Origin of the sequence: Streptomyces sp. NPDC058052 (assembly GCF_042885515.1) — a bacterium.
Taxonomy (GTDB): domain Bacteria; phylum Actinomycetota; class Actinomycetes; order Streptomycetales; family Streptomycetaceae; genus Streptomyces.
In genome coordinates this window covers 37,401-60,695 of record NZ_JBHVRX010000036.1, presented here as the reverse complement: position 1 = coordinate 60,695, position 23,295 = coordinate 37,401, and the positions used below count along the sequence as shown (strand labels likewise).

Here is a 23,295-nt window from a genome sequence, read left to right as displayed (position 1 = left end):
GACGCGAACCCGCCCTGGCTCCGCTGAGCGGAACCAGGGCAGGAGGGGCGGGCCGGGGCGTACGGACTCAGTGCGCGACGACCGGCACCTTCACCTCGTCCTCGGCCCCCGTGCCGGAACCGGCGACCACGCCCGTGTCCGGCTTCCCGGTGGTGATCAGCACGGCCGCGATGGCCGCGGAGACGGCCAGGATGCCGACCGCCCACCAGATCGCGGCGGTGTAGCCCTCGACCATGCCCTGGAGCTGGAGCAGCTTCTGGGCGGCCGGGGTGGTCGCGCCCGCGGCGTGGTCGACGAGGTACGCGGTCGTCGCCGAGGCGGCGATCGTGTTCAGCAGGGCCGTACCGATGGCGCCGCCGACCTGCTGCGAGGTGTTCACCATCGCGGAGGCCACTCCGGCGTCCTTCGGGTCCACGCCGTGCGTGGCAAGCGACATGGCCGGCATGAACGCGGTGCCCATGCCGAGGCCGAGCAGCAGCTGCGCCGGCAGGATCAGCCCGGCGTACGAGGTGCCGACCTCCAGCTGCGTCAGGAGCAGCATGCCGACGGCGGCGGTCAGGAAGCCGGGGGCCATGAGCAGCCGCGGCGGGACCCGGGTCATCAGCCGCGTACCGATCTGGGTCGAGCCGATGATCATGCCCGCGATCATGGGCAGGAACGCGAAGCCCGTCATGACCGGCGAGTAGCCCTTCACGACCTGGAGGTAGTAGGTCAGGAAGAGGAAGAGGCCGAACATCGCGATGACGGCGAGGCCGAGCGAGAGGTAGACGCCGCCGCGGTTGCGGTCGGTGAGGACGCGCAGCGGCAGCAGCGGGTTCTTCACCTTCGCCTCGACGAGCACGAAGGCGCCGAGCAGCACCACGGAGCTCACGAACATGCCGATCGTGCCGGCGTCGCTCCAGCCCTCGGACTCGGCGCGGGTGAAGCCGTACACGAGCGCGACCAGACCCAGGGTCGAGAGGATCACGCCGGGGATGTCGAGCGCGGAGCGGTTGCGGCCGCCGGCCGGCTCGCGGATCACCAGGTACGCGCCGGCGGCGGCGACGATCGCGAACGGGATGTTGACGAAGAAGGTCCAGCGCCAGTTCAGGTACTCGGTGAGGAAGCCGCCGAGGATCAGGCCCACGGCGCCGCCGCCACCGGCGATCGCGCCGTAGATGCCGAACGCCTTGGCGCGCTCCTTGGCGTCGGTGAAGGTCACCGCGAGCAGCGAGAGCGCGGCGGGCGCGAGCAGTGCGCCGAAGGCGCCCTGGAGCGCGCGGGCCCCGAGCATCATGGCCTCGCCGGTGGCGGCACCGCCGAGGGCGGAGGCGGCGGCGAAGCCGATCAGGCCGACGACGAAGGTGCGCTTGCGGCCCCAGAGGTCGGCGATGCGTCCGCCGAAGAGCAGCAGACCGCCGAAGGCGAGGGCGTAGGCCGTGATGACCCACTGCCGGTTGCCGTCCGAGATGCCGAGGTCCTGCTGGGCGGAGGGAAGGGCGATGTTCACGATGGTCGCGTCGAGCACGACCATCAGCTGGGCGAGGGCGATGAAGACGAGGGCCTTCCAGCGACCGGGGTCGGGCTGGGAGCCGGCCGTCGACCGGATGGTCTCGGCTGTTTTGGGCATGGGGGAAGCCACCTCTTGGTGCGAAAGTGAAGAAAAACTAAGAAGATCGGAGAAGAACGAAGAAGACCGGAGAAGAGCGAAAGAAGGGACGCTCAGGGCCCGGGGCCGCTCGGGATGCCGGTACCGCCCGGGATGCCGGGCCGCCCGGGGATGTCAGGGGCGGGGGACCGCCGTCACGCGTCGCGTCTCAGGGCCCCCAGGGTCACGGCCGCCCCCGGCAGTACGGATCGGGCGGGCGCCTCCAGGCCGTCGAGGAAGAGCTGGAGATGCCGGTGGACGAAGGGGGCGAAGTCGTCGCAGCCGGTGCCCGGCAGCGGCCGGGTCAGCTGGGAGACGCCGACCATCAGGTCGCCGACGCCGATGTCGGGACGGAGCCGGCCGGCCTCCCGCGCCCGCCGGACGAGGCCCTCGACGGCCTCCTCCAGGCGCTCGCGCTCGACGACCAGGTCGGGGTGGTCCTTGTCGAAGGTGCCGTCGAGCATCGGGCAGAGCGCGCCGACCCGCTCGTCGGCGGCGTCGTGCGCGAAGCGGCTCAGCGCGGCGAAGGTGTCGGCCTCCTCGGCGGCCGCCCGCTCGGCCCGCCCGGTGAGCCGGGCGAGGATCGAGAGCACGACCTCGTGGACGAGCTCGGGCCGCTCGGGGAAGTTCCGGTAGAGCGTGGCGTTGCCGACGCCGGCCCGGCGCGCGATCTCGTCGTACGGCACGGAGCAGCCGAACTCGACGAACATCTCGCGGGCCGCCGTCACCAGCCGCTCGCGATTGCGCAGCGCGTCGGCGCGCGGGCGCGGGACGCGGCGCGCGGGCGCCTCGCCCGCCCCTTCGGGGGCTTCACCGTCGGTGCGGATCACGCCACGACCTCCTCAGCCGTTCCGGCTCCTCAGCCGTTCGGAGCCATCCGGGGAAACAGTCCCCACTTCGTTGGACTCTCTCCTAAACGGGGAAGCAGTCCCCGGTTATTTCGAGCCCTTATGTGACCTGGATCACATCCACGTTCCGTCGCCGGATACCCACGATCGGTCCACCCGGCGCGCGCCCCCGCACCGCTCCGCACAGGCTGATCGCACGGCACCACGCCGCTGACCTGGCCCCGACCGGAGAGGCGACCGCATGCAGCACACCCGCCGGCGGATACGCAGACCGGTCGCCCTCGCGGCGACCTCGGCCCTTCTGCTCACCGTGCTCGTCTCGGCGAGCACCACGCTCCCCGGGCCCGCCCCGGCCTCGGCCGGCCCGGTGGCCGCCGCGCCGGACACCACCCGGCTCGGACCGTGCCGCATCGGCACCACCATGGGCGTGCAGATGTCGGAAGGGCTGCCGACCGCCCCCGGGTACGCCCGCTCCACCGGCCGGATCCGCGCCCTCACCCTCATGGTCGACTTCCCCGACGCGCGCGGCGAGGGCACGGCGGAGGCCCGCTTCCGCGAGTTCTTCCCGCAGACCTCCGACTGGTTCCGCGTCAGCTCCTACGGCCGGCTCCAGTACGAGGCCGAGACGCCGATACCCGACTGGCTGCGGATGCCGAAGCCGTTCTCCTCGTACGGGATCGAGCGCGGCGCCCCGTACGAGCCGGGCTACCGCTCCTTCGTCGAGGACATCGTGAAGGCGGCCGACCCGCGGGTCGACTTCAGCGCCTACGACCTGGTCAACGTCCTGGTCACGCCGAACGCCGGCCCCTCCGCCCTGGACACGGTCCTCTCCGTCACCTTCTCCGGCAACGACGACGCGCCCTACGCCGACGGCGTCCCCCTCGCCAACACGTCCTTCGTCTACAGCCGCCAGGACGACGGCTCGGGCAGCTTCGCGCAGACCGGCTACCGCGTCCTCCCCCACGAGAACGGGCACGTCTTCGGCCTCCCCGACCTCTACACCGCCGACGGCGGCGGCACGGTCGGCCACTGGGACATCATGTCCGAGGACTGGGGGGCCAACAACGACCTCCTCGGCTGGCACAAGTGGAAGCTCGGCTGGCTCGACAACGACCAGATCCGCTGCGCCTCCGCCACCGGCACCAGCGAGCACCTGCTCACCCCGCTGGCCGTCGCGGGCGGCCCCAAACTCGTCTTCGTCCCGCTCTCCGACACCTCCGGCTACGCCGTCGAGGTGCGCACCCGCGAGGGCAACGACGAGGCCGTCTGCGAACCGGGCGTCCTCGTCTACCGCGTCGAGTCCGACGTGGACACCGGCCACGGCCCGGTCACCGTCGCCGACAGCGACCACGCCAGCGGCGGCTGCACCCGCCGCCCCAACGTCCACGCCGAACTCTCCGACGCCCCCTTCCGCCCCGGCGAGACGTTCACGGACCGCACCCACGGCATCCGCATAGGCGTCCTCGACGAGGACCCGGACGGCACCTTCCGCGTCCGGGTCACGAGAGGCTGACGGACGGACGCCACGGGGACGCCACGGGGAGGGACGCGGCGGGACTGCCTCGCAGGGGCTTCTTGGGAGGAACGCCTCGGCAGGGACACGGAAAGGGCGTCACGGGGACGCGGGACGGGCGTCACGGGGACGCGGCGGCAGCGGCCAGCAGCTCCCGGAGCGGCCCCTTGAGGAGCTTCCCGGCCTGGTTCCGGGGCAGCTCCTCGTCCCGTACGAGGAGGTGCGCGGGCACCTTGAAGGCGGCGAGGCGCGCGGCGACGTGCGCCCGCAGCCCCTCCGCGTCGACGGCGGCGCCGGCCCGGAGCCGTACGACGGCCCCGACCTCCTCCCCCAGCAGGGGGTGCGGCACGCCGACGACGGCCGCGTCGCGCACGTCCGGGTGCGCCTGGAGCACCTGCTCCACCTCCACGCAGTACACGTTCTCGCCGCCCCGGATCACCATGTCGGTCAGCCGGTCGACGATCGAGACCCGCCCGCCCGCGTCCACCCGGGCGAGATCGCCGGTACGGAACCACCCGCCGGGCGCGAACGCGGCCCGGGTCGCCTCCGGATCACCCCAGTACCCGCGGAACAGCGACTGGCCGCGCAGCCACAGCTCCCCGACCCCGTCGTCCCCGGCGCCCTCGATCCGGACCTCGGTGGCGGGTGAAGGGTGCCCGACGCTGCCCGGATGGTCCCGGTACTCGGCCCCCACGTTGGCGAGCACGCCGCCGCAGGTCTCGGTGAGCCCGTACCCGTTCCGGGGCTGGATCCGCTCCCCGTACCCCTCCGCGAGCCCCCGGGTGATCCCCGGCGGCGCCGCGGCCCCGCCCGTGCTCAGCAGCACCACGCTCTCCAGCGGATCACCCGTCTCCCGGGCGAGGGCGAGCAGCTGGAGCGCGGTGGTGGGCACGCCGGCGTAGTGGGTCACCCGGTGCTCCCGGATCAGCTCCAGGGCGCGGGCGGGATCCCACTTCCGCATCATGACCAGCGTGCCGCCGCCGGCCATCACCGCGAACAGCGACGTGAAGGCGGCCACGTGGAAGAACGGGAAGGTCGTCAGCGACACGACGGGCCCGCCGCCGCCCGGCCGCTCCCCCCGCGCGAGCGCGGCCGCGGCGGCGAAGTACCGCGGATGGACGGCGGCCCCGGCCTGCGCGAGCTGCGTGGCGACGGCCCCCTTGGGCCGCCCGGTGGTGCCCGAGGTGTAGAAGATCGTCGCGTCGTCCTCGGCCGCGACCTCGACGTCGGGCGGCCCGAGCAGCGGATCGTCGTCGGCCTCGTACGCGGCGAACCCGGCCTCCGCCTCCCCCCGGAACACGATCCCCGGCACCCCGGCCCGCCGCGCCCAGGCCCGCACCCGGGGCACCCGCTCCCCGTCGACGAGCAGCACCCCCGGGGCGCAGTCGTCGAGCGCGTACGCGAACTCCTCCTCGCTCCACCACGCGTTCAGCGGCACGGCGACGAGCCCGGCGAGCTGCGCCGCCCAGAACGCCACCTGCCACTCGGGCACGTTCCGCATCGCGACGACGACCCGGTCCCCCCGCTTCAGCCCGTACTCCCCCACCAGCCGCCGGGCCAGCCCGCAGGAGGCGTCGAAGAACTCCCGGTACGAGAGGACCTCCCCCTCGGACACGAGAAACGCCCGGTCCCCGAACGCCCACACGGCCTCGACGAACTCCCGCAGCGTCCGGGGCCCCCCGACATACACCCCGTCCCGCACCTCGAACGGCGCCCCGTCCCCGGTCAGCCGCCCCACACCACCACTCCGCCCCACGACCACCCTCCTCACCCGACCCCCCAGTCTGACCCACAACCCCACCCCCCAACCCCCCATCCGCTAGGCTGTTCCCCGCCCCGCCTCCGTAGCTCAGGGGATAGAGCACCGCTCTCCTAAAGCGGGTGTCGCAGGTTCGAATCCTGCCGGGGGCACAAACCGAAGGGCCAGCTCACAGGGACTTTTCCCCGGAGCTGGCCCTTTCGCATGATCACGCCCGTGCCACCTACGAGACCCGCGCCAAGAGCTGGTGTTCTCGTTGGCGAGGGAGCGGGCCATGAGGCTGGTCATCGCCAGGTGGACCATAGCTTCGGAGCGGGTGGGGCAGGACCTCGTAGTCACGGGCCAGTCGGCGGTTCTGCATCAGGCAACCGTAGGTCCGACCGACCGCTTCAGGGCAGGTATGAATCCCCTGGTCGCGGGCTTGCGGACGGCAATTTCCATGTCGATGGCTAGCGTGGCGGCGCCGTGCTCCACGAGGTGCTGTCAGTAGCCGCCGGCGATCTATGCTTCGCGGACTCAAGGGTGGCCGACAGCAGCCTGATCGAGCAGCGCGGCGCGGGCCACGAACTCCTACACGCCGGCCGCGGTGACCAGCGTGGCAAGAAGCAAGCCGTGGGTGTCGGTGACGATGCTCCGCTTCCTATCGAAGTCCCTCTTGCAAGATCGCAAAAGAGCAACAGCCCTAACAACACCCAATACATCAGAAATTACCTCATAAGCAAATAATGAGGGCGATAAAGATCCTTGAGTGCCATTTGAGCGAACCCCCCAACTCGGTCGACTTCCCACCAAATCACACACCACGGCTTGGGTGTCCAGGTGACGCGATAGCCAAGACAGCTCTGCGGGTACCGGTCCGCCGAAGTGCGAATAGAGGACAGCACCCATGGCCGCCTGAGGCCGCAGAGGCAGCAGGTCGCGCAACGGAGTTGATGGCACGTCAGTCAATCTGATTGTGTAGCTTCGCGCCGCCCTCCCATGCGTGACCCAGGTCACTTCCCTTAGCGCGGCGCAGAAATGAGGGATGCCTCCCATGGCGAAGAAGTACCGCTATGAACTGCCGGAACACCCCGTCGACTACGGCGTGAAGGTCGTGGCAGCAGACCTTAAGATCGCCTCTGAAGCCCAGCGAACGATCAATCCGGCGCGAGCCAAGGCGATTGCCGCCGATATCAAGCCACATGCGCTCGGGTCGATCATCGTTTCTCAGCGACAGAACGGCGATCTCTACATTGTCGATGGGCAACACCGACGAGAAGCTTGCCTCATCGCCGGCATCGAGACGCTTGTGGCTGAGGTACACCGAGGTCTGACTCTGTCCGAGGAGGCGACCCTGTTCCTGATCAAGAACAGGGAAGCGGCCAAAACCAACGCTCACGACGAGTACCGCATCGGGCTCACAGCTGGGCTCCCGCTGTTCGTCGATACCGAATCGGTCCTCGTCTCACACAAGCTCAAGATCGGCAGCACCTCTTCAAACCAGATCGGAGCGGTGCAGGGGATCCTCGCGATCACCGACAAATACGGCCCTGAGGTCTTGGACGAGGTACTCACCATCGCGGAAGCCGCCTACGGACGTACCGCCGAGACGTGGGACGGGATCATCATCGGCGGACTCGGCGAGTTCGTTGGGCGGCATCGCGACCTTGTTCTCAGCGCCGCCTCACTAGACGAGTTCGCACGCAAGGTGGAGAAGCGGTCCTCGGCAGCACGGTTGATCGGCGACGCGCGCAGCTTCGCCACCGGCTTCGGCTCGAAGGCAGACGGAACCGGGTCTCGCAAGATGGCGGCCTATCGACTGTTCGTCGAGGTGTGGAACAAGGGACGTCGAAACCACAAGATCGACATCGGCGGCTGAAGGTACGACTCAGAAGGTCTGACTCCACGGCTGCTGCCAACGACGCTGTACGGAGACGCCCCTGGCGTCTCCGTCTGGCCGTCACATCAGCGAACAGTTAGAGGGCCAGAAACCCCGACCCGAACTGTCCTGGAGGGTCTCGCAGGTTTGAGTCTTGCCGGGGCACAAGAGCTGAGGACCCCCGCTGATCTTGGTGGGGTCCTCGGCGACTGGATCATCGGCATCGGCTGTGATCCCGGTGCTGCTGGGAGTTCCCGTCGCTCGCGTCCGTGCCGAAGGCCACCACTCCAGCATCGAGTTGGGCGGGCTCCGCACCTTGTCGACCGATCAGCGCCCCGGGGTTCCGGCAAGACGGGTACGACTGCCGCGCGGTGAGCGTGGTCCCTCGGCCCGCCTGACCTGCACGGACGGCATCGACGACGGTGTACGACAGCGGTCGGTAGCGGACCGCCGGACCGTCGGCGAGCAGCCGCCCGACTCCGGGCAGGACCCTCAATCGAGCTCCTGAAGCCGGTGGTCGAGAGTGGGCGGAGGCTCCGTCGTGGCGGCTGTGAGGGATCCCGTCCACCGATCCGGTTTCTCGCTGGTGTGCCACGGCGATCTTCAGGGGGGGCCGGCCGGCTCTCCTCGGCCTTCCTGTGCGCGGCCGCCTGGACTTCGGCGGGGGTGCGGTCGGCGGCGGGGTGGGGGAGGTGGCCATCCGCAACGCCTCGGGGTTCCAGGAAGTAGACGGCGTAGCGCCATCTCTCGGGGGTGCGGTACAGAACGATCGTCTCGGGGGTTCCCAGGTGGTCCAGCCAGTGCTTCCGCGGTCTCACCATGCGCGCACGGTAGTCGCACGGCGGGTCCCGGTGGGTGCGGCGGGCATCCGCGCGAAGGCCCCCACCGTCGTGGTGGGGGCCTTCGGGGTTCCGGGGGGTGGAGGTCAGTCCTGGGTGGTGAAGGTGTCCGGGACCGGGAGGGTCGACCAGTGGGGGACGGGCCAGGCCACGACGATGGCTCGGCCCACCACGTCGGTGAGGGGGACCATGCCGCCGCGGCCGTCGTTCTGGTGGTAGCGGGAGTCCTGGGAGTGCTGGCGGTGGTCGCCCATGACCCAGAGGTGGCCGGCGGGGACGGTGACCTTGAACTGGCCGCCGGCGTCGTTGCTGCAGGGGGTGTTGCCGGCGAAGACGTAGGGCTCGTCGAGCGGCTTGCCGTTGAGCTTGACCGGGCCCGTGCCCTGGCATTCGACCGTGTCGCCGGCGACGCCGATAACACGCTTGATCAGGTGCTGCTCGCCGGCGGCGGGCATCAGGCCGACGAAGCCGAGGACCTTCTGGGTGGTGGTGGGGGGCTTCAGTTCGTGGCCCGCCAGCCAGTCGGCGGGGTCGCGGAAGACGACGACCTCGCCGCGGTCGGACTCCGAGCCGAACCAGGGGGTGAGCTTGTCGACCAGGACCCGGTCGTCCTCCTGGAGGGTGTTCTGCATGGAGCCCGACGGGATCAGGAACGCCTGGACCAGGAAGGTCTTGATCAGGAACGCCAGGACCAGCGCGACCGCGGCCAGGAGCGGGTACTCCACCCACGGGGAGAGGCGGCGGCGTCTCGGCGGGCGGGGGGCCTCCGGCGCCTCGCGCCCGGGTTCGGGCCTCAAGTCCGTCGCCACGTCTCCCGCGTCCGTCACGTCCGCCGTCCCCGATTCAGTTGGTTCCTGCCGCATGGGACGACCCTAGGCCCGGATTCCGGTGGAGGGCATCCTTCCCGGGCGTTCACCCTCCTTATGAGTGACCGTCAGGGATGGCCGCGGAGCTCGTCCGGGCAGGCGGTGCCGCGCGGGAAGAGCTTGTAGGGGGCCGCCAGCCGGTACGTACCGGCCTTGGGGGCGATCAGCTCGGTCCACTCGTCGCCCTCCTCGTCCGGTTCCGCCTTCAGCAGGCAGCCGTTCTCGTTGGCGAAGACCTTGGGGATCTCCGTCTCGGACTCCTCGCGGGCCAGCTTGGACGCCTCCGTCTCCTGCGGGGGCTCCAGCTTGCCGCCGTTCTCGTCCATCAGCGCCAGCCAGGGCGAGTACGGGACGCGGATCTTGATCCGGGCCGGGCGGTCGAGGTGGAGGACGACCTCGTTCTCGGCGGCGCGCTCGACCTGGGCCGGGGCGTCCGCGAGCGGGGTGGCGTCGGCGACCTCGTAGAGCCGCCAGTTCGCGTCGGCCCACACCTGGTTCAGGTACGGCAGGCCCTCGGCGACGAGCTCCGCCTCCTGCTCCGCGCCCGAGTCGGGGGCGCCGGTGGGGAGGACGACGTACCGGACGGACCAGCGGTGGAGCCACTCGCGGTAGTTCACGGCGTTGAGGGTGTCGTCGTAGAAGAGCGGGTTGCGTTCCATGTCCGCCTGGCGGTTCCAGCCGCGCGCCAGGTTGATGTAGGGGCTGAGCGCCGAGGACTCGCGGTGGCTGGAGGCCGGGACGACCTCGACGCGCGCCTTCCGCGCCTCCCGGACCTGGAGCTGGTTGATCAGCGGCGCCACCTCGAAGGCCCAGGAGGCGTCGGGACGGGTGCGGATCACGTCGTCGACGCCCTTGAAGCCGATCCAGAAGTTCAGGCCGAGGAAGGCGACGACCAGCGCGTACCAGCGGCGCGAGCGCGGGCGCGTGTACGGCAGGGCGGCGAGCAGCGCCACGCCCGCGAAGAGCATCGGGAGCCGCGAGATGTTGGAGCCGATCTGCGAGTCGATCAGCCAGGTCAGGAAGGTGCCGACGGTGTAGCAGGCGGCGGCGGTGCGGACGGTCCGCCAGTCCTTCGGTACGAGGACGAGGACGAGGATCCCGAAGAGCAGCGGCAGCGCCGTCGAGGCGAAGGCCATCGGCTGGGTGCCGGAGAAGGGGAAGAGCCAGGAGGAGAGCGCGACGACGGCCACGGGGGCGAGGCCGATGGCGTACGCGCCGGGGCGCCGCTTGTTGAGGAAGAGCGCGGCCGCGATCACGCCGAGGAACAGGCCGGCGACCGGGCTGCACGCGGTCGCGAGCCCGGCGAGCGGCGCCGCCACGGCGGCCTTCGCCCAGCGCTTGCGGCGCCAGCGGTGCGGCCAGCAGAAGACGGCGGCGACCGAGCCGAGCGCGAACATCATGCCGAGCCCGAAGGTGACGCGGCCCGACAGGGCGTTGCAGAGGAAGGCGAAGACGCCCGCGAGGGAGCACGCCATCGGGTTCCGGACCGCCGGGACCCGCACGAGGATCAGCGCTGTCAGGGCGGCGGAGAGCGTCCCCGCGATCATCATGGTCGAGCGGACGCCGAGCAGCGACATCACGTACGGCGAGACCACGCTGTACGAGACCGGGTGCATGCCGCCGTACCAGGCCAGGTTGTACGCGGAGTCCGGGTGCCGTCCGACGAACTCGGCCCAGGCGTCCTGCGCCGCGAGGTCGCCGCCGCTGTTGGCGAAGTAGAAGAACCACAGGATGTGGAGGAGCGCGGCGACGGCCGTCGCCACCATGACGGGGTAGCGGCGCTTGCGCCGTCGTGGCGGAGGCGGTGTCGTGGTCCGCTCGGGGGCGGTGCGCTGGTTCGGAAGCACTATTCGCGAAGGTGAACCGGAGGTGGGGGGTGCGGTGGGGGGCGGGGTGAGGGGCGGGGTGGGGGCGTCCTGCTCGGGAGGGGGCGCGGCGGCCGTGCTGCGGCCCGCGCGTGTCGGCTCGGCGGTGGTCACTGCGGCCCTTTCCCGTGCTGCTTCCCTCTGCCCGTCTCGCGTCCGCGCGGCTCCGCGTGTCGCGTCTCGTCCCCCGGAGACGCTAACAGCAGGGCGCCCCGGTCGTCCGGGGCGCCCACCGTTCACGTCGGCCGATCGGGTCAGCCGACCCGGGTCAGCTTCTTGTCGAAGCCGGGCTCGACCAGGTCGGACTCCAGCGCCACCGGGGCGCTGACCTTCCCGGCGCCCTCGCCGATCGAGACGGTGCCGACGACGTCCCCGGCCTTGCCGGTGTGCGGGACGGCCTTGCCGCCGTCGGCCAGCGTCAGCGCGACCTTGAGGCCCGGCCAGCCGACCGCCTTGATCTCCTTCGTCGCGACGACGGGGGTCCGGCCCCCGAGCCCGTCGTCGACGTAGCCGACGACCTGGCCCTTCTTCACGACGGCCGCGGAGGTCACGTCGTCCTGCGCCTTCTTGATCAGCTCGTAGCTGTAGTCCAGCGACAGCTCCAGCTTCTTGTTGAGCGTCTCGGCGTTCTGCGCGCCCATCACGATGCCCAGGACGCGGCGGGGCTCGCCGTCGACGACCGTGTTCGCCGACCAGAGCAGGTTGCCGCCCGCGGGGGTGGAGGAGCCGGTCTTGATGCCGCTCACACCCGGCTTGAGCAGGAGCCGGCTGTTGTTGTTCTCGATGTAGCCGACGCCCTCGATGGTGGCGTTCGGCATGTCCACGATCTCGCGGAACACGTCGTACTGCATGACCGCCTTCGCCAGCTTCAGCTGGTCCTTCGGGGTCGAGACGGTCGAGTCGAGCAGGCCGGACGGGTCGGTGTACCGGGTCTGGGTCATGCCCAGCTCCTTGGCGGCCGCGTTCATCTTGTCGACGAACGCCTGCTCCGAACCGGCGTCCCAGCGCGCGAGCAGCCGGGCCACGTTGTTGGCCGACGGGATCATCAGAAGCTGGAGGAGCTCCTTCTCCGTGTAGGTCTGCCCCTCCGTCACGGGCGCCGTCGACTCGTGCGCCGCCTTCGCCTGCTCGGCGGCCTTCTTGTCGATGGTGATCTCGGGGCCCTTCTGCTTCCCCTTGATCGGATGGTCGCGGAGGATCACGTACGCGGTCATCGTCTTCGTCACGGACGCGATCGGCGCCGGCTTCTGCGCCCCGTACGTGCCGATGGTGCCGACGCCCTCGACCTCCACCGCGCCCTGGCCCTCGCCGGGCCACGGCATCTGGAGCGGGCCGCCCGCGAAGGTGTACGTCGGAGAGGCCGAGAGCTTCAGCGCGGGCGCCGGAAGCGGCCGGACCATCTGCACGATCGCAAAGACGATCAGGAGGAGCAGGACCAGCGGGGTCCAGATCCGGACCCGGCGCAGGGCCGTCCGCCAGGCGTTCGGCGGCGGCGGCGGGGTGTTCGTCAGCTCGGCCAGCAGGTCGAGCGGGGGCAGCGGCGGGAGCGGCTGCTGCCGCGTCCGCTCGGGCTCCCCGAGCGCCGGGGCGGCGGGCTTCGCCTGGGCGGGCGCGGACGTCCGCGGGGCGGCCGGGGCGGCCGAAGCCGCCGCGGTGGCCGAAGCGGCCGGCTTGCCGGCGGCGGCCTGGTCCCGCTTCGGGTCCCGCTTCGGGTCCGGGTCCGGCTCGGGCGCGGCGGCGTCGGCCGGCTTCCGGTCGGCCGGGATGTCCGGACGCAGCGGTACGAAGGTGCTCGTCCGCTCGCTGTCGGAGTCGGAACCCGCGGAGACGGCCGGGTCGCGCGGCAGCTTGAGCGCGGTCGTCGGCTGGTCCACGGCGGGCGCGGCCGGCGGTCGGACGGCCCGGAACATGGTGGTGGGCTGGTCGACCGGGTCCTCGGCCCTGGGCGCGGGCGCGGCGGCCTTCGGCGCGGACGCCTGCGCGGCGCCGGACCCGGTCCCCGCCGCGGACTCGGACTCGGGCTCGGGCTCGGAGTCGGAGTCGGAGCCGGCCCCGGGCTTCGCCGTGCCGGCGTTCGACTCCGCGGACTTCGACTCCGCGGGCTTCGACTCCGCGGGCTTCGACTCCGCGGACTTCTTCGTGGCGAACCACGACGGCTCGGCGGCCTTCGGCGCCTCGACGGCCGTCGCGGGGGCCTCCGCGGGCTCGGCGGCGTCCTCGGACGCCTCGGCGTCCCCGGAGGCCGTCGCGGGCCCCTCGGGCGCGGACGCGGGCTCCTCGGCCGTCACGGACGCCTCACGCGCCCCGGAGACCTCACGGGCTCCGGACGCCTCGGACGCGTCCCCGGTCTCGGCGGCGGCGTCGCTGTCGCTCTCGGCGTCGGCGTCGGCGTCGGACTCGTCGTCGGTCCCGTCCGTCGCCGCCGTCGCGACCCACGCCGCCACGGCCTGCTTCAGACGGTCGCCCTCCGGCGCGGCCGAACGTTCCGCCGCCGTCCCGGACGACGCCTCCGCCGACTTCTCCGCCGAATCCTCCGCCGGCTCCTCCGCCGGCTCCTCCGCAGACGCCTCCGCCGGCTTCTCGCCCGGCTTCTCCGCGTCGTCCTCCGGGGTGCGCGGCGCCAGGGTCTTGAACACCGCCGTCGGCTGGTCCACCCGATCCGGCGCGGACACCGCGGACGCCGGGGTCTCCGGGGAAGCAACCGTCGACGCGGCCGCCGTCGTCTTCCCCTTCGACGACCCCTGCTGCTCCGCCCTGTCGGGGGACTCGCCCGCCACCGTGCCTCCTCCATGCGTCATACGTAAGTCCGAACCGTCTACCAGTGTCCTGTGTGAACCCCTTGGCTCCCGTGCTAGACGAGAACGACATACCTACTGGTTCCCGGACGAACCATCCAGGCACTCTCGACAGATGAATGTGAGAGGGGTCACCCTGTCATTCATCCACGCGGGGAGGCATGGATGGGCAGGAGCCGCAGAACCATTCCGGAGGAGCTTCTGCTGCTCGCTCTGGACCCGACCACGGGTACCACAGCGCAGCCGCAGTCGCTCGATCTGGGCCTTGCCGGAGCACAGCTAGTGGAGCTGGCTCTGGCAGGACGGATAGCCCCTGACGGGGATCGTATCGCCGTGGTGATGCCACGGCCGACCGGAGATCCGACTCTGGACTCCGCACTGGAACTGCTGCGCAGGCGCGGCAGTCCGGTCCGGGCCGTCCACTGGATCGGCGGGCCCCGGCTGGGGCTCCGCCAGACGTATCTCTCGCATCTGGAGCGATGCGGCATGGTGCATGCCGTGGAGGGCCAGATGTGCGGGGTGCTGCCGACGACTCGCTACCAGGCGACGGACACGGCGATCAGCCGGGAGATCAGGGCCCGGCTGGACAGTGCGATCCGCACCGGCGTACCACCGGACCCGCGGACCGCGGCGCTCGCCGCACTGGCCCACGCGGTCGGACTCGGCAAGCACCTGTACCCCGGCAACGAAGGACGGTCGTCGCGGTCCCGGCTGCGCGATCTGATCCGGCACGACCCCATGGGCGGTCTCGTCGCGCACGCCGTGATGGACGTCCAGAACGGCGCGGCCGCACAGCCGCGCCGGAACGGCCCGGGCGTACCCGCCCAGCCACGCGGCAGCATGGCCCGCGCCGCCGCCCACTGAGGCGGCGCACGGCGCGGCACCGCCGGGACCCCCGGCACGCCGCACGCACGGCACGACCCGTACGCCGGCACGTCCGTACGGCCGCGCCGCGCACCACGTACCGATCCGGGAGCCGCACACGGTGTGCGGGGCGCCTCCGGGCGCCCCGCACATCCGCACCACATCCGAGCGCCCGCGCGGGCGTTGTCGCGTTTTCCCAGCGCACGCCACACCTTTGGTGGCAGTCTGCCAAACAGTAGATACTCACAGCTACGCATCGCAGACAGCAGCCGGAGGTGCAGTTTCCGTGGCGTCCAGTGTCAACCCCACCGTCAGGCGACGCCGATTGGGCCAGGAGCTGCGCAAGCTCCGCGAGGGCAAGGGCATGACGGCCGAGCAGGTCGCCGAGCGCCTCCTCGTCTCCCAGTCCAAGATCAGCCGCCTCGAGAACGGCCGGCGCTCCATCAGCCAGCGCGATGTGCGCGACCTGTGCGGGGTGTACGAGGTCGAGGACGAGGCCATGGTCAACTCCCTCATGCAGATGGCCAAGGACTCGCGTCAGCAGGGCTGGTGGCACGCCTTCGGGGACATCCCGTACAGCGTCTACATCGGTCTGGAGACGGACGCCCAGAGCCTCCGCGTCTACGAGCCGCAGATCATCCCCGGACTGCTCCAGACCCGCGCGTACGCCACCGCCGTCATCTCCGGCGCGCTCCCCGAGTCGACTCCGGCCGACATCGAGAAGCGGGCCACCGTCCGCACCCGCCGCCAGGACCGGATCCGGGACGACGAGCGCCCGCTGCGCCTGTGGGCGGTCATCGACGAGGCGGCGCTGCGCCGGGTCGTCGGCAACCGGCAGGTGATGGTCGAGCAGCTGGAGCACCTCGTCGAGCAGTCCCAGCTGCCGCACGTGACCGTGCAGGTGCTGCCCTTCGACACGGGCGCGCACCCGGGCATCAGCGGCCAGTACTCGATCCTGGAGTTCCCGGACGCCGCCGACTCCAGCGTCGTCTACATCGAGGGCGTGACGAGCGACCTGTATCTGGAGAAGGGGCCGGACGTCTCGAAGTACAGCTACATGTACGAGCACCTGCGGGCGCAGGCGCTGGGCGTGGAGCAGACGCGGGAGTTCGTGGCCGACATCGCCAAGACGTACGCGCAGGGCTGACAGTCCCGGCACTCGGGGCGGTTCGGGCACGTCAGACAGGTCACGCACGTCAGGCACGTCAGACAGGTCACGCAAGGCCAGGCAGGTCAGGCAGGTCAGGCAGGTGCGGACAGGCCCGGCAGGGGGAGACAGGTCAGACAGGTCTGAACCACATGGGGCAGGTACCGTACACCCCCGACTCAGGCTGACGGAAGCTCAGTTGGAATATGCCACCCGGTCGTGTGAACGCCGGTCCCGCCGCTCGGGACCGGCGAGTAGCGTCGATCAGGCCGGTGGAGATCACGCCGGCACCGACACTCACGCCCTTCGGGCAGAACCGGAGCTGTGCACATCATGGCCATCATCCAGGGTGCCACCGACAACTGGACCAAGTCCTCCTACTCCGGCGGCAACGGCGCCTGCGTCGAGGTCAAGTCCCCGGCCGTCGCCGCCATCGCGGTCCGCGACTCCAAGGCCCCCGAGGGCCCGTCCCTCTCTTTCGGACCGGGCTCGTGGAACGCCTTCGTCGGCCAGGTCAGCGACGGGGCTCTCTGAGCCGCGCAGAACCGCAGGCACCACGCGTAGCACCGCCCTCTCGTCCGGTCCGCCGTCCTGGCCGAGAGGGCTCGCTCATGTCCGGGGCCCGGCGGGCGGTCCCGGAAGTCCGTCACCTCAGCCGGTCGACGTGGAGGTCCGTCCCCGGGGCCGTCGGGACGAACGGCGCGACCAGCTCCACCCGGCCCGCGTCGCCCGCGAGTCCGCCGAGGTCGGCGAAGTGCTCGTCCCAGTGGTCGCGCGGGTCCCGCTCCAGGAACCAGAGCAGGGTGAGGCGGGTGTCGACGCCCTCCACCTGCTTCACGTACGTCATGCGGTCGCCGGGCAGCGGCGTCGGGCGGAAGACGGTCACCATCGCCGCCGGGGAGCCCGCGAGCCGGCGCGGAAGGTCACGCGCGGCGAGCCGCTCCAGGAGCGCGGCGCGCTCCTCCGGGCCCGCGCAGTCGACCACCTGGAGGATCAGACCCGCGTAGGGGTGGTCGAGGGCGTGGAAGTCGCGGGGGCCGGCCGCGCCGTCCCGGTACACGGTCGTCTCGTGGTCCTGGAAGGACGTGAAGACGTGGGTGCGGTCGTGGTAGACGCGGGCGTCGCGGTTGAGCCGTTTGTTGATGGCGACGGTCCACTTCATGTGCGCGTCGTAGCGGCCGTCGGTGATCCAGTACGTGGAGAGGTAGCAGCCGGCGGTGACGGGCTGGGCGACGGCGGACTTCTCCGGGACGCGCAGCTCCTGGAGGTCGCGGGTGGCGACCCAGCGGCGGCCCGCGAACATCCAGGGCATCGCCATCGCGCCGGCGTAGTAGTGGTCGTCCTCGTACCAGCGGTTGTACGCGTACTCGTGCCCCGGATGCGGCTCCACCATGGTGATCAGGGCGTGGCCGGGGCGGACCCCGTACGGCCCGGTGGCGGCCAGTTCCCCGTACGTGTCGGCGTCGCTCATCGCCGTCTCCCTTCCCAGTGCGGCTCGGGACACCTACTCTGACGGACCGTCAGATCAGTGACCAGAGGCGGGAGACACCCGGATGCTGCTCCAGGGGAAGACGGTCGTCGTGTCGGGCGTCGGGACCGGACTCGGTCACCGGGTCGCGGAGGCGGTGGTACGCGACGGGGGCAACGCGGTCCTCGGCGCCCGCACCGAGGCCAACCTGGCCAAGACCGCGGCCGCGATCGACCCGGCGGGCGGGCGCACCGCGCGCCTCGCCACCGACATCACCGACGAGACGCAGTGCGAGGCGCTCGCCGCGCTCGCCGTCGAACGGTTCGGCGGGATCGACGCGGTCGTCCACGTCGCCGCCTGGGACTCGTACTTCGGCGGGCTCGCCGACGCGGACTTCGCCACCTGGCAGGGGGTCCTCGACGTCAACCTCTTCGGCACGCTGCGGATGACCCGGGCGTGCCTGCCGGCCCTGCGGGCGGGCGGCGGCGGGTCCGTCGTCCTCATCGGCACGCAGTCGGCCGTCGCCGCGCCGACACAGGTGCAGCAGGCGGCGTACGCGGCGTCCAAGGGCGCCCTGACCTCGGCGATGTACTCGCTGGCGCGGGAGCTCGGGCCGGACCGGATCCGGGTCAACACAGTGCTGCCGGGGTGGATGTGGGGGCCGCCGGTCGAGGCGTTCGTCCGCTTCACGGCGCGGACGGAGGGTGTGGACGAGGCGGAGGTGCTCACGCGCCTCACCTCGCGTATGGCCCTCCCCGACCTCGCGACCGACGGCGACGTCGCCGACGCGGTCGCCTTCCTCGCGTCTCCGCGCGCGCGGGCGATCACGGGCCAGTCCCTCCTGGTGAACGCGGGCGAACTGATGCGGTGACGCCGCGCCGGGCGGGACGCGGGGGCTACGGGGTGGGGTAGCGGGTGTGCCAGGTGGGGGTGTGGAGGGTGGCCGCCTGGGTGAGTTCCATGGCGAGGTCGTCGGAGAGTTCGAGGACCGTGCCGCGGCCTTCGAGCGCCGCCAGCCAGGCGGGCGGGAGGGCCGTCTCGCCGTGCTGGACGCCGAGGAGCGCGCCGGTGACGGCGGCGGTGACGGCGGACGGGCCGTCGTGGTTGGCGGCGAGGCGCAGGCCGTGGCGGACGTCCTCGCCGACGAGGGCGCAGTAGACGGCGGCCGCGAGCTGGCCCTCCGCGCGGTCCTCGTCGGCGCCGAGGGCGGTGACGCGGTCCGCGTCGGGGACGCCTTCGCGGACGGCCGCGAGGGCGCGGGTGAGGGCCTCCGTCACGGGCTCGTGGCCGGGGCGGGCGGCCAGCAGACCCAGGGCCGTGGCGGCGGCCGCCTCGACGGAGGCGCCGCGGGCGACGCCGTGGACGGTGACGGCGAGCGCGCCGGCGGCGAGCGTGGCCGAGGGGGCCCCGTGCGTCTGGGCGGCGCACTCGACGGCCAGCTGGCAGACGAGCGCCGGCTCCCAGCCGACGAGGAGGCCGAAGGGGGCGGAGCGGACGAGCGCGCCGGAGTCGCCGGCGTCGGGGTTCTTGGGCCGGTCCAGGGTGCCGAGGCGTTCGTCGCCGAGGCCGGTGAGGCAGGCGCGGGGTGCCCGGCGGCGGGCGTAGAGCCATTCCTGGCGGCCGAGCCAGCCGTTGTCGTGGCGCCGTTCGTCGGGGCCCCAGTCGCGCTGGGTGGCGGCCCAGCGCAGATGGGCGCGGTGGACCTCGGTGGGCGGGTGCCAGACGCCGCTGTCGCGGCGGACGTGGGCGCGGATGAGGCCGTCGACGGTGAAAAGGCTCATCTGGGTGGCGGCGGTGACGGGCAGGGTGCCGTCGGGGGGTTCCGTGAGGCCCGCCTCGCCGTGGGCCGTGCGGATCTCCTTCAGCGCCCGCTCGTGCACGCCCGCGCCGAACGCGTCGCCGACGGCGGCGCCGAGCAGACAGCCGCGGACACGCGAGCGGAAGTCCTGTTGTTCGGTGCGGCCCCACACGGCCGCGGCAGTGGTGGTCACGACGTGCCCTCCCCCGTCCGAGGTCCCGTTCTCTCACCGGTCTCCGCAGCACTGTAATCGACCGGGTGTGGTCGTTCGGGGGTCAGAGTCTTATGTGATCGGACGCCCTTCAGGCCGCTTTTGACCACAGTTCACCCGAGGTTCGCGGTTGGCCTGAACCGTCCGCCGCAGGCCCCGCTGACACGCCTCAGGCACTCCTCCGCCGCGCCGGCCGCCGCCCTCCCGGTGGGCCCCGGCGCCCACGGGCCGAGGGCGCTCCGGCGCCGCCCGCTCGTGGGCCGAGACCCCTGCCGGGGGACCCCGTCAGCCCTCGATCACCGGCAGCAGCTCCGGCAGGTGCCCGTCCGAGGCACGGGCGGCGGCCTGCCGCTCGGCCGGGACCTCGCCGTAGAGGGTGGTGCGGGGGCGGGACGGGCGGCCGGCGGCCTCGGCGATCGCCTCCAGGTCGCGGATGGAGCGGTACGAGCCGTAACTCGACCCCGCCATGCGGGAGATGGTCTCCTCCATCAGCGTCCCGCCGAGGTCGTTCGCACCGGAGCGCAGCATGGCGGCAGCACCCTCCGCGCCCAGCTTCACCCAGCTGGTCTGGATGTGGGGGATGTGCGGGTGGAGGAGGAGCCGGGCCATCGCCGTCACCGCGCGGTTGTCGCGGATCGTCGGGCCGGGGCGGGCGATGCCCGCGAGGTAGACGGGCGCGTTGGTGTGGATGAAGGGGAGCGTGACGAACTCCGTGAAGCCGCCGGTCCGCTGCTGGATGGAGGCCAGGGTGCGGAGGTGGCCGAGCCAGTGCCGGGGCTGGTCCACGTGCCCGTACATCATGGTCGAGGACGACCGGATGCCCAGCTCGTGCGCGGTGGTGACCACCTCGATCCAGGTGGCGGCGGGCAGCTTGCCCTTGGTCAGCACCCAGCGGACCTCGTCGTCGAGGATCTCGGCGGCCGTGCCGGGGATCGAGTCGAGCCCGGCCTCCTTCGCCGCGGTCAGCCACTCGCGGATCGACAGGCCGGTGCGGGTGGCGCCGTTGACGACCTCCATCGGCGAGAAGGCGTGCACGTGCATGCCGGGGACGCGCTCCTTCACCGCCCGGGCGATGTCGAAGTACGCGGTGCCGGGCAGGTCGGGGTGGATGCCGCCCTGCATGCAGACCTCCACCGCGCCGACGTCCCACGCCTGCTGGGCGCGGTCGGCGACCTGGTCGAGGGAGAGGGTGTACGCGTCGGCGTCCGTCCGCCGCTGGGCGAAGGCGCAGAAGCGGCAGCCGGTGTAGCAGACGTTGGTGAAGTTGATGTTCCGGGTGACGATGTACGTCACCTCGTCGCCGGAGACCGACTTCCGCACGTCGTCCGCGACCGCGCACAGCGCGTCGAGCGCGGGGCCGTCCGCGTGGAAGAGGGCCAGGGCCTGCGGGTCGGTGAGCTTCGTCGGGTCGTCGGCGGCGACGGCCAGCGCCTCCCGCACGTCGGCGTCGATCCGCTCGGGGACCATGCCGGGCGCCGCGGCCTCCCGCAGCGCCTCCCAGTCGCCGTACACCTCGTCGAAGTCGGCGCGCCGGTCACCGGTCCGGCCCTCGGTGTCGATGGTCGCGTGCAGGTCGGTGCGGCCGCTGCCGGTCCCGGCGGCCGTGAAGGTCTCGTCCGGCTCCTGCCACGGCAGGCCGCGCACCACCGCGTCCGGGTTCGCGAGGCCGGTCTCCGGGTCGGCGAGGGCGCGCACGTGCGGCATGATCCGGGGGTCCAGCCACGGCTCGCCGCGCCGGACGAACTCCGGGTAGACGCAGAGGCGTTCGCGCAGCTCGAAGCCGGCGGCGGCGGAGCGCTCGGCAAGCTCGTCGATCCGGGGCCAGGGGCGCTCGGGGTTGACGTGGTCGATGGTGAGCGGGGAGACCCCGCCCCAGTCGTCGATGCCGGCGGCGATCAGCCGCTCGTACTCGGCGTCCACCAGGTTCGGCGGCGCCTGGAGGCACGCGGAGGGGCCCATGATGAGACGGGCGACGGCGACGGCCGCGACCAGGTCGTCGAGTTCGGCGTCGGGCATCGAGCGCATCGCCGTGTCCGGCTTGGCCCGGAAGTTCTGGATGATCAGTTCCTGGATGCCGTGGTAGGCGCGGGCGGTCCGGCGGAGCGCGAACAGCGACTCCGCCCGCTCCTCGTACGTCTCCCCGATGCCGAGGAGCAGCCCCGAGGTGAAGGGGACGGAGGAGCGGCCGGCGTCCTCCAGGACGCGCAGCCGGACGGCCGGCTCCTTGTCCGGCGAGCCGAAGTGCGGGCCGCCGGGCTCGGACCACAGCCGGGTGGCGGTGGTCTCCAGCATCATGCCCATCGACGGCGCCACCGGCTTGAGCCGCTGGAAGTCCGTCCACGACATCACGCCCGGGTTGAGGTGCGGCAGGAGCCCGGTCTCCTCCAGGATGCGCACCGACATGGCCCGTACGTAGGCGAGGGTGTCGTCGTAGCCGTGGGCGTCGAGCCACTCGCGCGCCTCGGGCCACCGGTCCTCCGGCTTGTCGCCGAGGGTGATCAGGGCTTCCTTGCAGCCGAGCGCGGCTCCCTTGCGCGCGATGTCCAGCACCTCGTCCGGCGACAGGAACATGCCGTGGCCCTCGCGCCGCAGCTTCCCCGGCACGGTCACGAAGGTGCAGTAGTGGCACTTGTCCCGGCAGAGACGGGTGAGGGGTATGAACACGCTCTTCGAGTACGTGATCACCCCGGGCCGCCCGGCGGCCTCCAGCCCGGCGTCCCGCACCCGGCCCGCGACCGCCACGAGCTCGGCCAGGTCCTCCCCGCGCGCCCGCAGCAGCACCGCCGCCTCGCCGACGTCGAGCGCGACCCCGTCCCTGGCCCGCCGCAGCGCCCGCCGCATCGCGCTCCTGGTCGGGGGTGCGGTCTGCCCGCCGGTCTGCTGGTCGGCCCGGTCGTCGGCCTGGTGGTCCGTCATGCCCCGAGCATACGAGCGGCGCCCGCGGGGGGTGCGGGGTCCCCGCGGCTCGTCACGGACCTGTCATCCCACGTACGCCGCGTACGCGTCCAGGACGCGCAGGACCTCCGCCTCGCCGGACGGGGGGAGCTGGAGGACGGTCTCCTCGCAGCCGAGCTCGGCGTAGTGGGCGAGCTTGCCGGGGGTGGGGAGGACGGCGTAGGGGACGATCTGGAGGTGCCCGGGGTCGCGGCCGGCCCGTTCCCACGCGGCGCGCAGGACCGGCAGCGACTCCGAGAGGCCGCGGCCGCCGATCGGCATCCAGCCGTCCGTCTGCCCGGCGACCGCGCCGAACAGCTTCGGCCCGGCGGCGCCGCCCAGGAGGATCCGCGGCGCCCCGCCGGCCGGCTTGGGCCAGACCTCCGAGGCGCGCACGGAGTGGCCGTGCTCCCCGTCGTACGCCGTCGGCTCCGGCGCCCACAGGGCCCGCATGAGCGCCAGCCGGTCGCGGACGAGCTCCCGGCGGGTGGACCAGACGACGCCGTGGTCGGCGGCCTCCTCGCGGTTCCAGCCGTATCCGATGCCGAGGGTGAGGCGGCCGCCGGAGAGGTGGTCGAGGGTGGCGATCTGCTTGGCCAGCGCGATCGGGTCGTGCTGGGCGAGCAGGGTGATGCCGGTGCCGAGCGCGAGCCGCTCGGTGACGGCGGCGGCCTGGGCGAGGGCGACGAACGGGTCCAGCGTCCGGGCGTACTCGCGCGGCAGCTCCCCGCCGGCCGGGTAGGGCGTCTCCCGGGAGACGGGGATGTGGGTGTGCTCGGGCAGGTAGAGCCCGGCGAAGCCGCGCGCCTCCAGCTCGCGGGCGAGCCGCACGGGCGAGATGGTCTCGTCGGTCAGGAAGATCGTGGTCGAGATCCGCATGACGGCACGGTAGGGGCTGCGGCC

The 23,295-nt window shown here is 72.2% G+C and carries 16 protein-coding genes, 1 tRNA gene and 1 pseudogene; 7 read left to right on the top strand and 11 right to left on the bottom strand.

What is annotated here, in order from left to right; translation table 11 throughout:
* Positions 1–67: 67 nt before the first annotated feature.
* Together ACFVU3_RS33885 and ACFVU3_RS33880 are read right to left on the bottom strand one after the other, a co-directional pair.
* Positions 68–1,609, bottom strand: coding sequence for an MFS transporter (locus ACFVU3_RS33885; RefSeq protein ID WP_390072394.1), 1,542 nt, complete (start codon positions 1,607–1,609; stop codon positions 68–70).
* A 173-nt stretch (positions 1,610–1,782) separates the two neighbouring features.
* Complete coding sequence (locus tag ACFVU3_RS33880; RefSeq protein WP_390072392.1) at positions 1,783–2,457, bottom strand: TetR/AcrR family transcriptional regulator; 675 nt, start codon at positions 2,455–2,457, stop codon at positions 1,783–1,785.
* Positions 2,458–2,716: 259 nt separating this feature from the next.
* On the opposite strand from ACFVU3_RS33880, the gene ACFVU3_RS33875 reads away from it, so the two are divergent.
* Positions 2,717–3,988, top strand: coding sequence for a M6 family metalloprotease domain-containing protein (locus ACFVU3_RS33875; RefSeq protein WP_390072390.1), 1,272 nt, complete (start codon positions 2,717–2,719; stop codon positions 3,986–3,988).
* 121 nt (positions 3,989–4,109) lie between these two features.
* On the opposite strand, the gene ACFVU3_RS33870 is transcribed toward ACFVU3_RS33875, so the two are convergent.
* Complete coding sequence (locus ACFVU3_RS33870) at positions 4,110–5,744, bottom strand: class I adenylate-forming enzyme family protein (protein WP_390072388.1); 1,635 nt, start codon at positions 5,742–5,744, stop codon at positions 4,110–4,112.
* 82 nt (positions 5,745–5,826) lie between these two features.
* Between ACFVU3_RS33870 and ACFVU3_RS33865 the strand changes: the two genes are divergently transcribed.
* A tRNA-Arg gene (locus tag ACFVU3_RS33865) sits at positions 5,827–5,899 on the top strand.
* 82 nt (positions 5,900–5,981) lie between these two features.
* On the opposite strand, the pseudogene ACFVU3_RS33860 reads toward ACFVU3_RS33865, so the two are convergent.
* Positions 5,982–6,404 (bottom strand): annotated as a pseudogene (locus ACFVU3_RS33860) (IS5/IS1182 family transposase); the annotation flags it as partial.
* 376 nt (positions 6,405–6,780) lie between these two features.
* On the opposite strand from ACFVU3_RS33860, the gene ACFVU3_RS33855 reads away from it, so the two are divergent.
* A complete protein-coding gene (locus ACFVU3_RS33855; RefSeq protein ID WP_390072385.1) occupies positions 6,781–7,605 on the top strand; it encodes a DUF6551 family protein in 825 nt (274 codons plus the stop codon).
* Positions 7,606–8,530: 925 nt separating this feature from the next.
* Here ACFVU3_RS33855 and lepB read toward each other — a convergent pair.
* The 3 genes from lepB to ACFVU3_RS33840 all read right to left on the bottom strand — a co-directional run bounded on the left by lepB (position 8,531) and on the right by ACFVU3_RS33840 (position 13,973).
* On the bottom strand, positions 8,531–9,307 hold the full coding sequence (gene lepB / locus ACFVU3_RS33850; RefSeq protein ID WP_390072382.1) for a signal peptidase I: 777 nt from the start codon (positions 9,305–9,307) through the stop codon (positions 8,531–8,533).
* A gap of 71 nt (positions 9,308–9,378) precedes the next feature.
* Positions 9,379–11,157 carry an MFS transporter gene (locus ACFVU3_RS33845; protein WP_390072380.1) on the bottom strand — a complete coding sequence of 593 codons (1,779 nt, stop codon included), beginning with the start codon at positions 11,155–11,157 and terminating at the stop codon, positions 9,379–9,381.
* 272 nt (positions 11,158–11,429) lie between these two features.
* Positions 11,430–13,973 carry a serine hydrolase gene (locus ACFVU3_RS33840; protein WP_390072378.1) on the bottom strand — a complete coding sequence of 848 codons (2,544 nt, stop codon included), beginning with the start codon at positions 13,971–13,973 and terminating at the stop codon, positions 11,430–11,432.
* A 162-nt stretch (positions 13,974–14,135) separates the two neighbouring features.
* Between ACFVU3_RS33840 and ACFVU3_RS33835 the strand changes: the two genes are divergently transcribed.
* The 3 genes from ACFVU3_RS33835 to ACFVU3_RS33825 all read left to right on the top strand — a co-directional run bounded on the left by ACFVU3_RS33835 (position 14,136) and on the right by ACFVU3_RS33825 (position 16,515).
* Positions 14,136–14,834 (top strand): GPP34 family phosphoprotein, encoded by a 699-nt coding sequence (locus ACFVU3_RS33835; protein WP_390072376.1) that lies wholly within the window; start codon positions 14,136–14,138, stop codon positions 14,832–14,834.
* 286 nt (positions 14,835–15,120) lie between these two features.
* Positions 15,121–15,981, top strand: a complete 861-nt coding sequence (locus ACFVU3_RS33830) for a helix-turn-helix domain-containing protein (protein WP_390072374.1) — start codon at positions 15,121–15,123, stop codon at positions 15,979–15,981.
* Positions 15,982–16,314: 333 nt separating this feature from the next.
* On the top strand, positions 16,315–16,515 hold the full coding sequence (locus ACFVU3_RS33825) for a DUF397 domain-containing protein (protein ID WP_169094264.1): 201 nt from the start codon (positions 16,315–16,317) through the stop codon (positions 16,513–16,515).
* 112 nt (positions 16,516–16,627) lie between these two features.
* Here ACFVU3_RS33825 and ACFVU3_RS33820 read toward each other — a convergent pair whose 3' ends face one another.
* The gene (locus tag ACFVU3_RS33820) at positions 16,628–17,452 is read right to left on the bottom strand and encodes a hypothetical protein (RefSeq protein WP_390072372.1); all 825 of its coding nucleotides are present in this window, start codon (positions 17,450–17,452) and stop codon (positions 16,628–16,630) included.
* Between the two features lie 82 nt (positions 17,453–17,534).
* Between ACFVU3_RS33820 and ACFVU3_RS33815 the strand changes: the two genes are divergently transcribed.
* Positions 17,535–18,320, top strand: a complete 786-nt coding sequence (locus tag ACFVU3_RS33815; RefSeq protein WP_390072370.1) for an SDR family oxidoreductase — start codon at positions 17,535–17,537, stop codon at positions 18,318–18,320.
* Positions 18,321–18,345: 25 nt separating this feature from the next.
* Here ACFVU3_RS33815 and ACFVU3_RS33810 read toward each other — a convergent pair whose 3' ends face one another.
* The 3 genes from ACFVU3_RS33810 to ACFVU3_RS33800 form a co-directional block, all read right to left on the bottom strand.
* Positions 18,346–19,440 (bottom strand): ADP-ribosylglycohydrolase family protein, encoded by a 1,095-nt coding sequence (locus ACFVU3_RS33810; RefSeq protein ID WP_390072368.1) that lies wholly within the window; start codon positions 19,438–19,440, stop codon positions 18,346–18,348.
* Between the two features lie 303 nt (positions 19,441–19,743).
* Positions 19,744–22,374: a bifunctional FO biosynthesis protein CofGH gene (locus tag ACFVU3_RS33805; protein WP_390072366.1), complete on the bottom strand. Its 2,631-nt coding sequence runs from the start codon at positions 22,372–22,374 to the stop codon at positions 19,744–19,746.
* 63 nt (positions 22,375–22,437) lie between these two features.
* Positions 22,438–23,271, bottom strand: coding sequence for an LLM class F420-dependent oxidoreductase (locus ACFVU3_RS33800; RefSeq protein WP_390072364.1), 834 nt, complete (start codon positions 23,269–23,271; stop codon positions 22,438–22,440).
* Between the last annotated feature and the right edge of the window lie 24 nt (positions 23,272–23,295).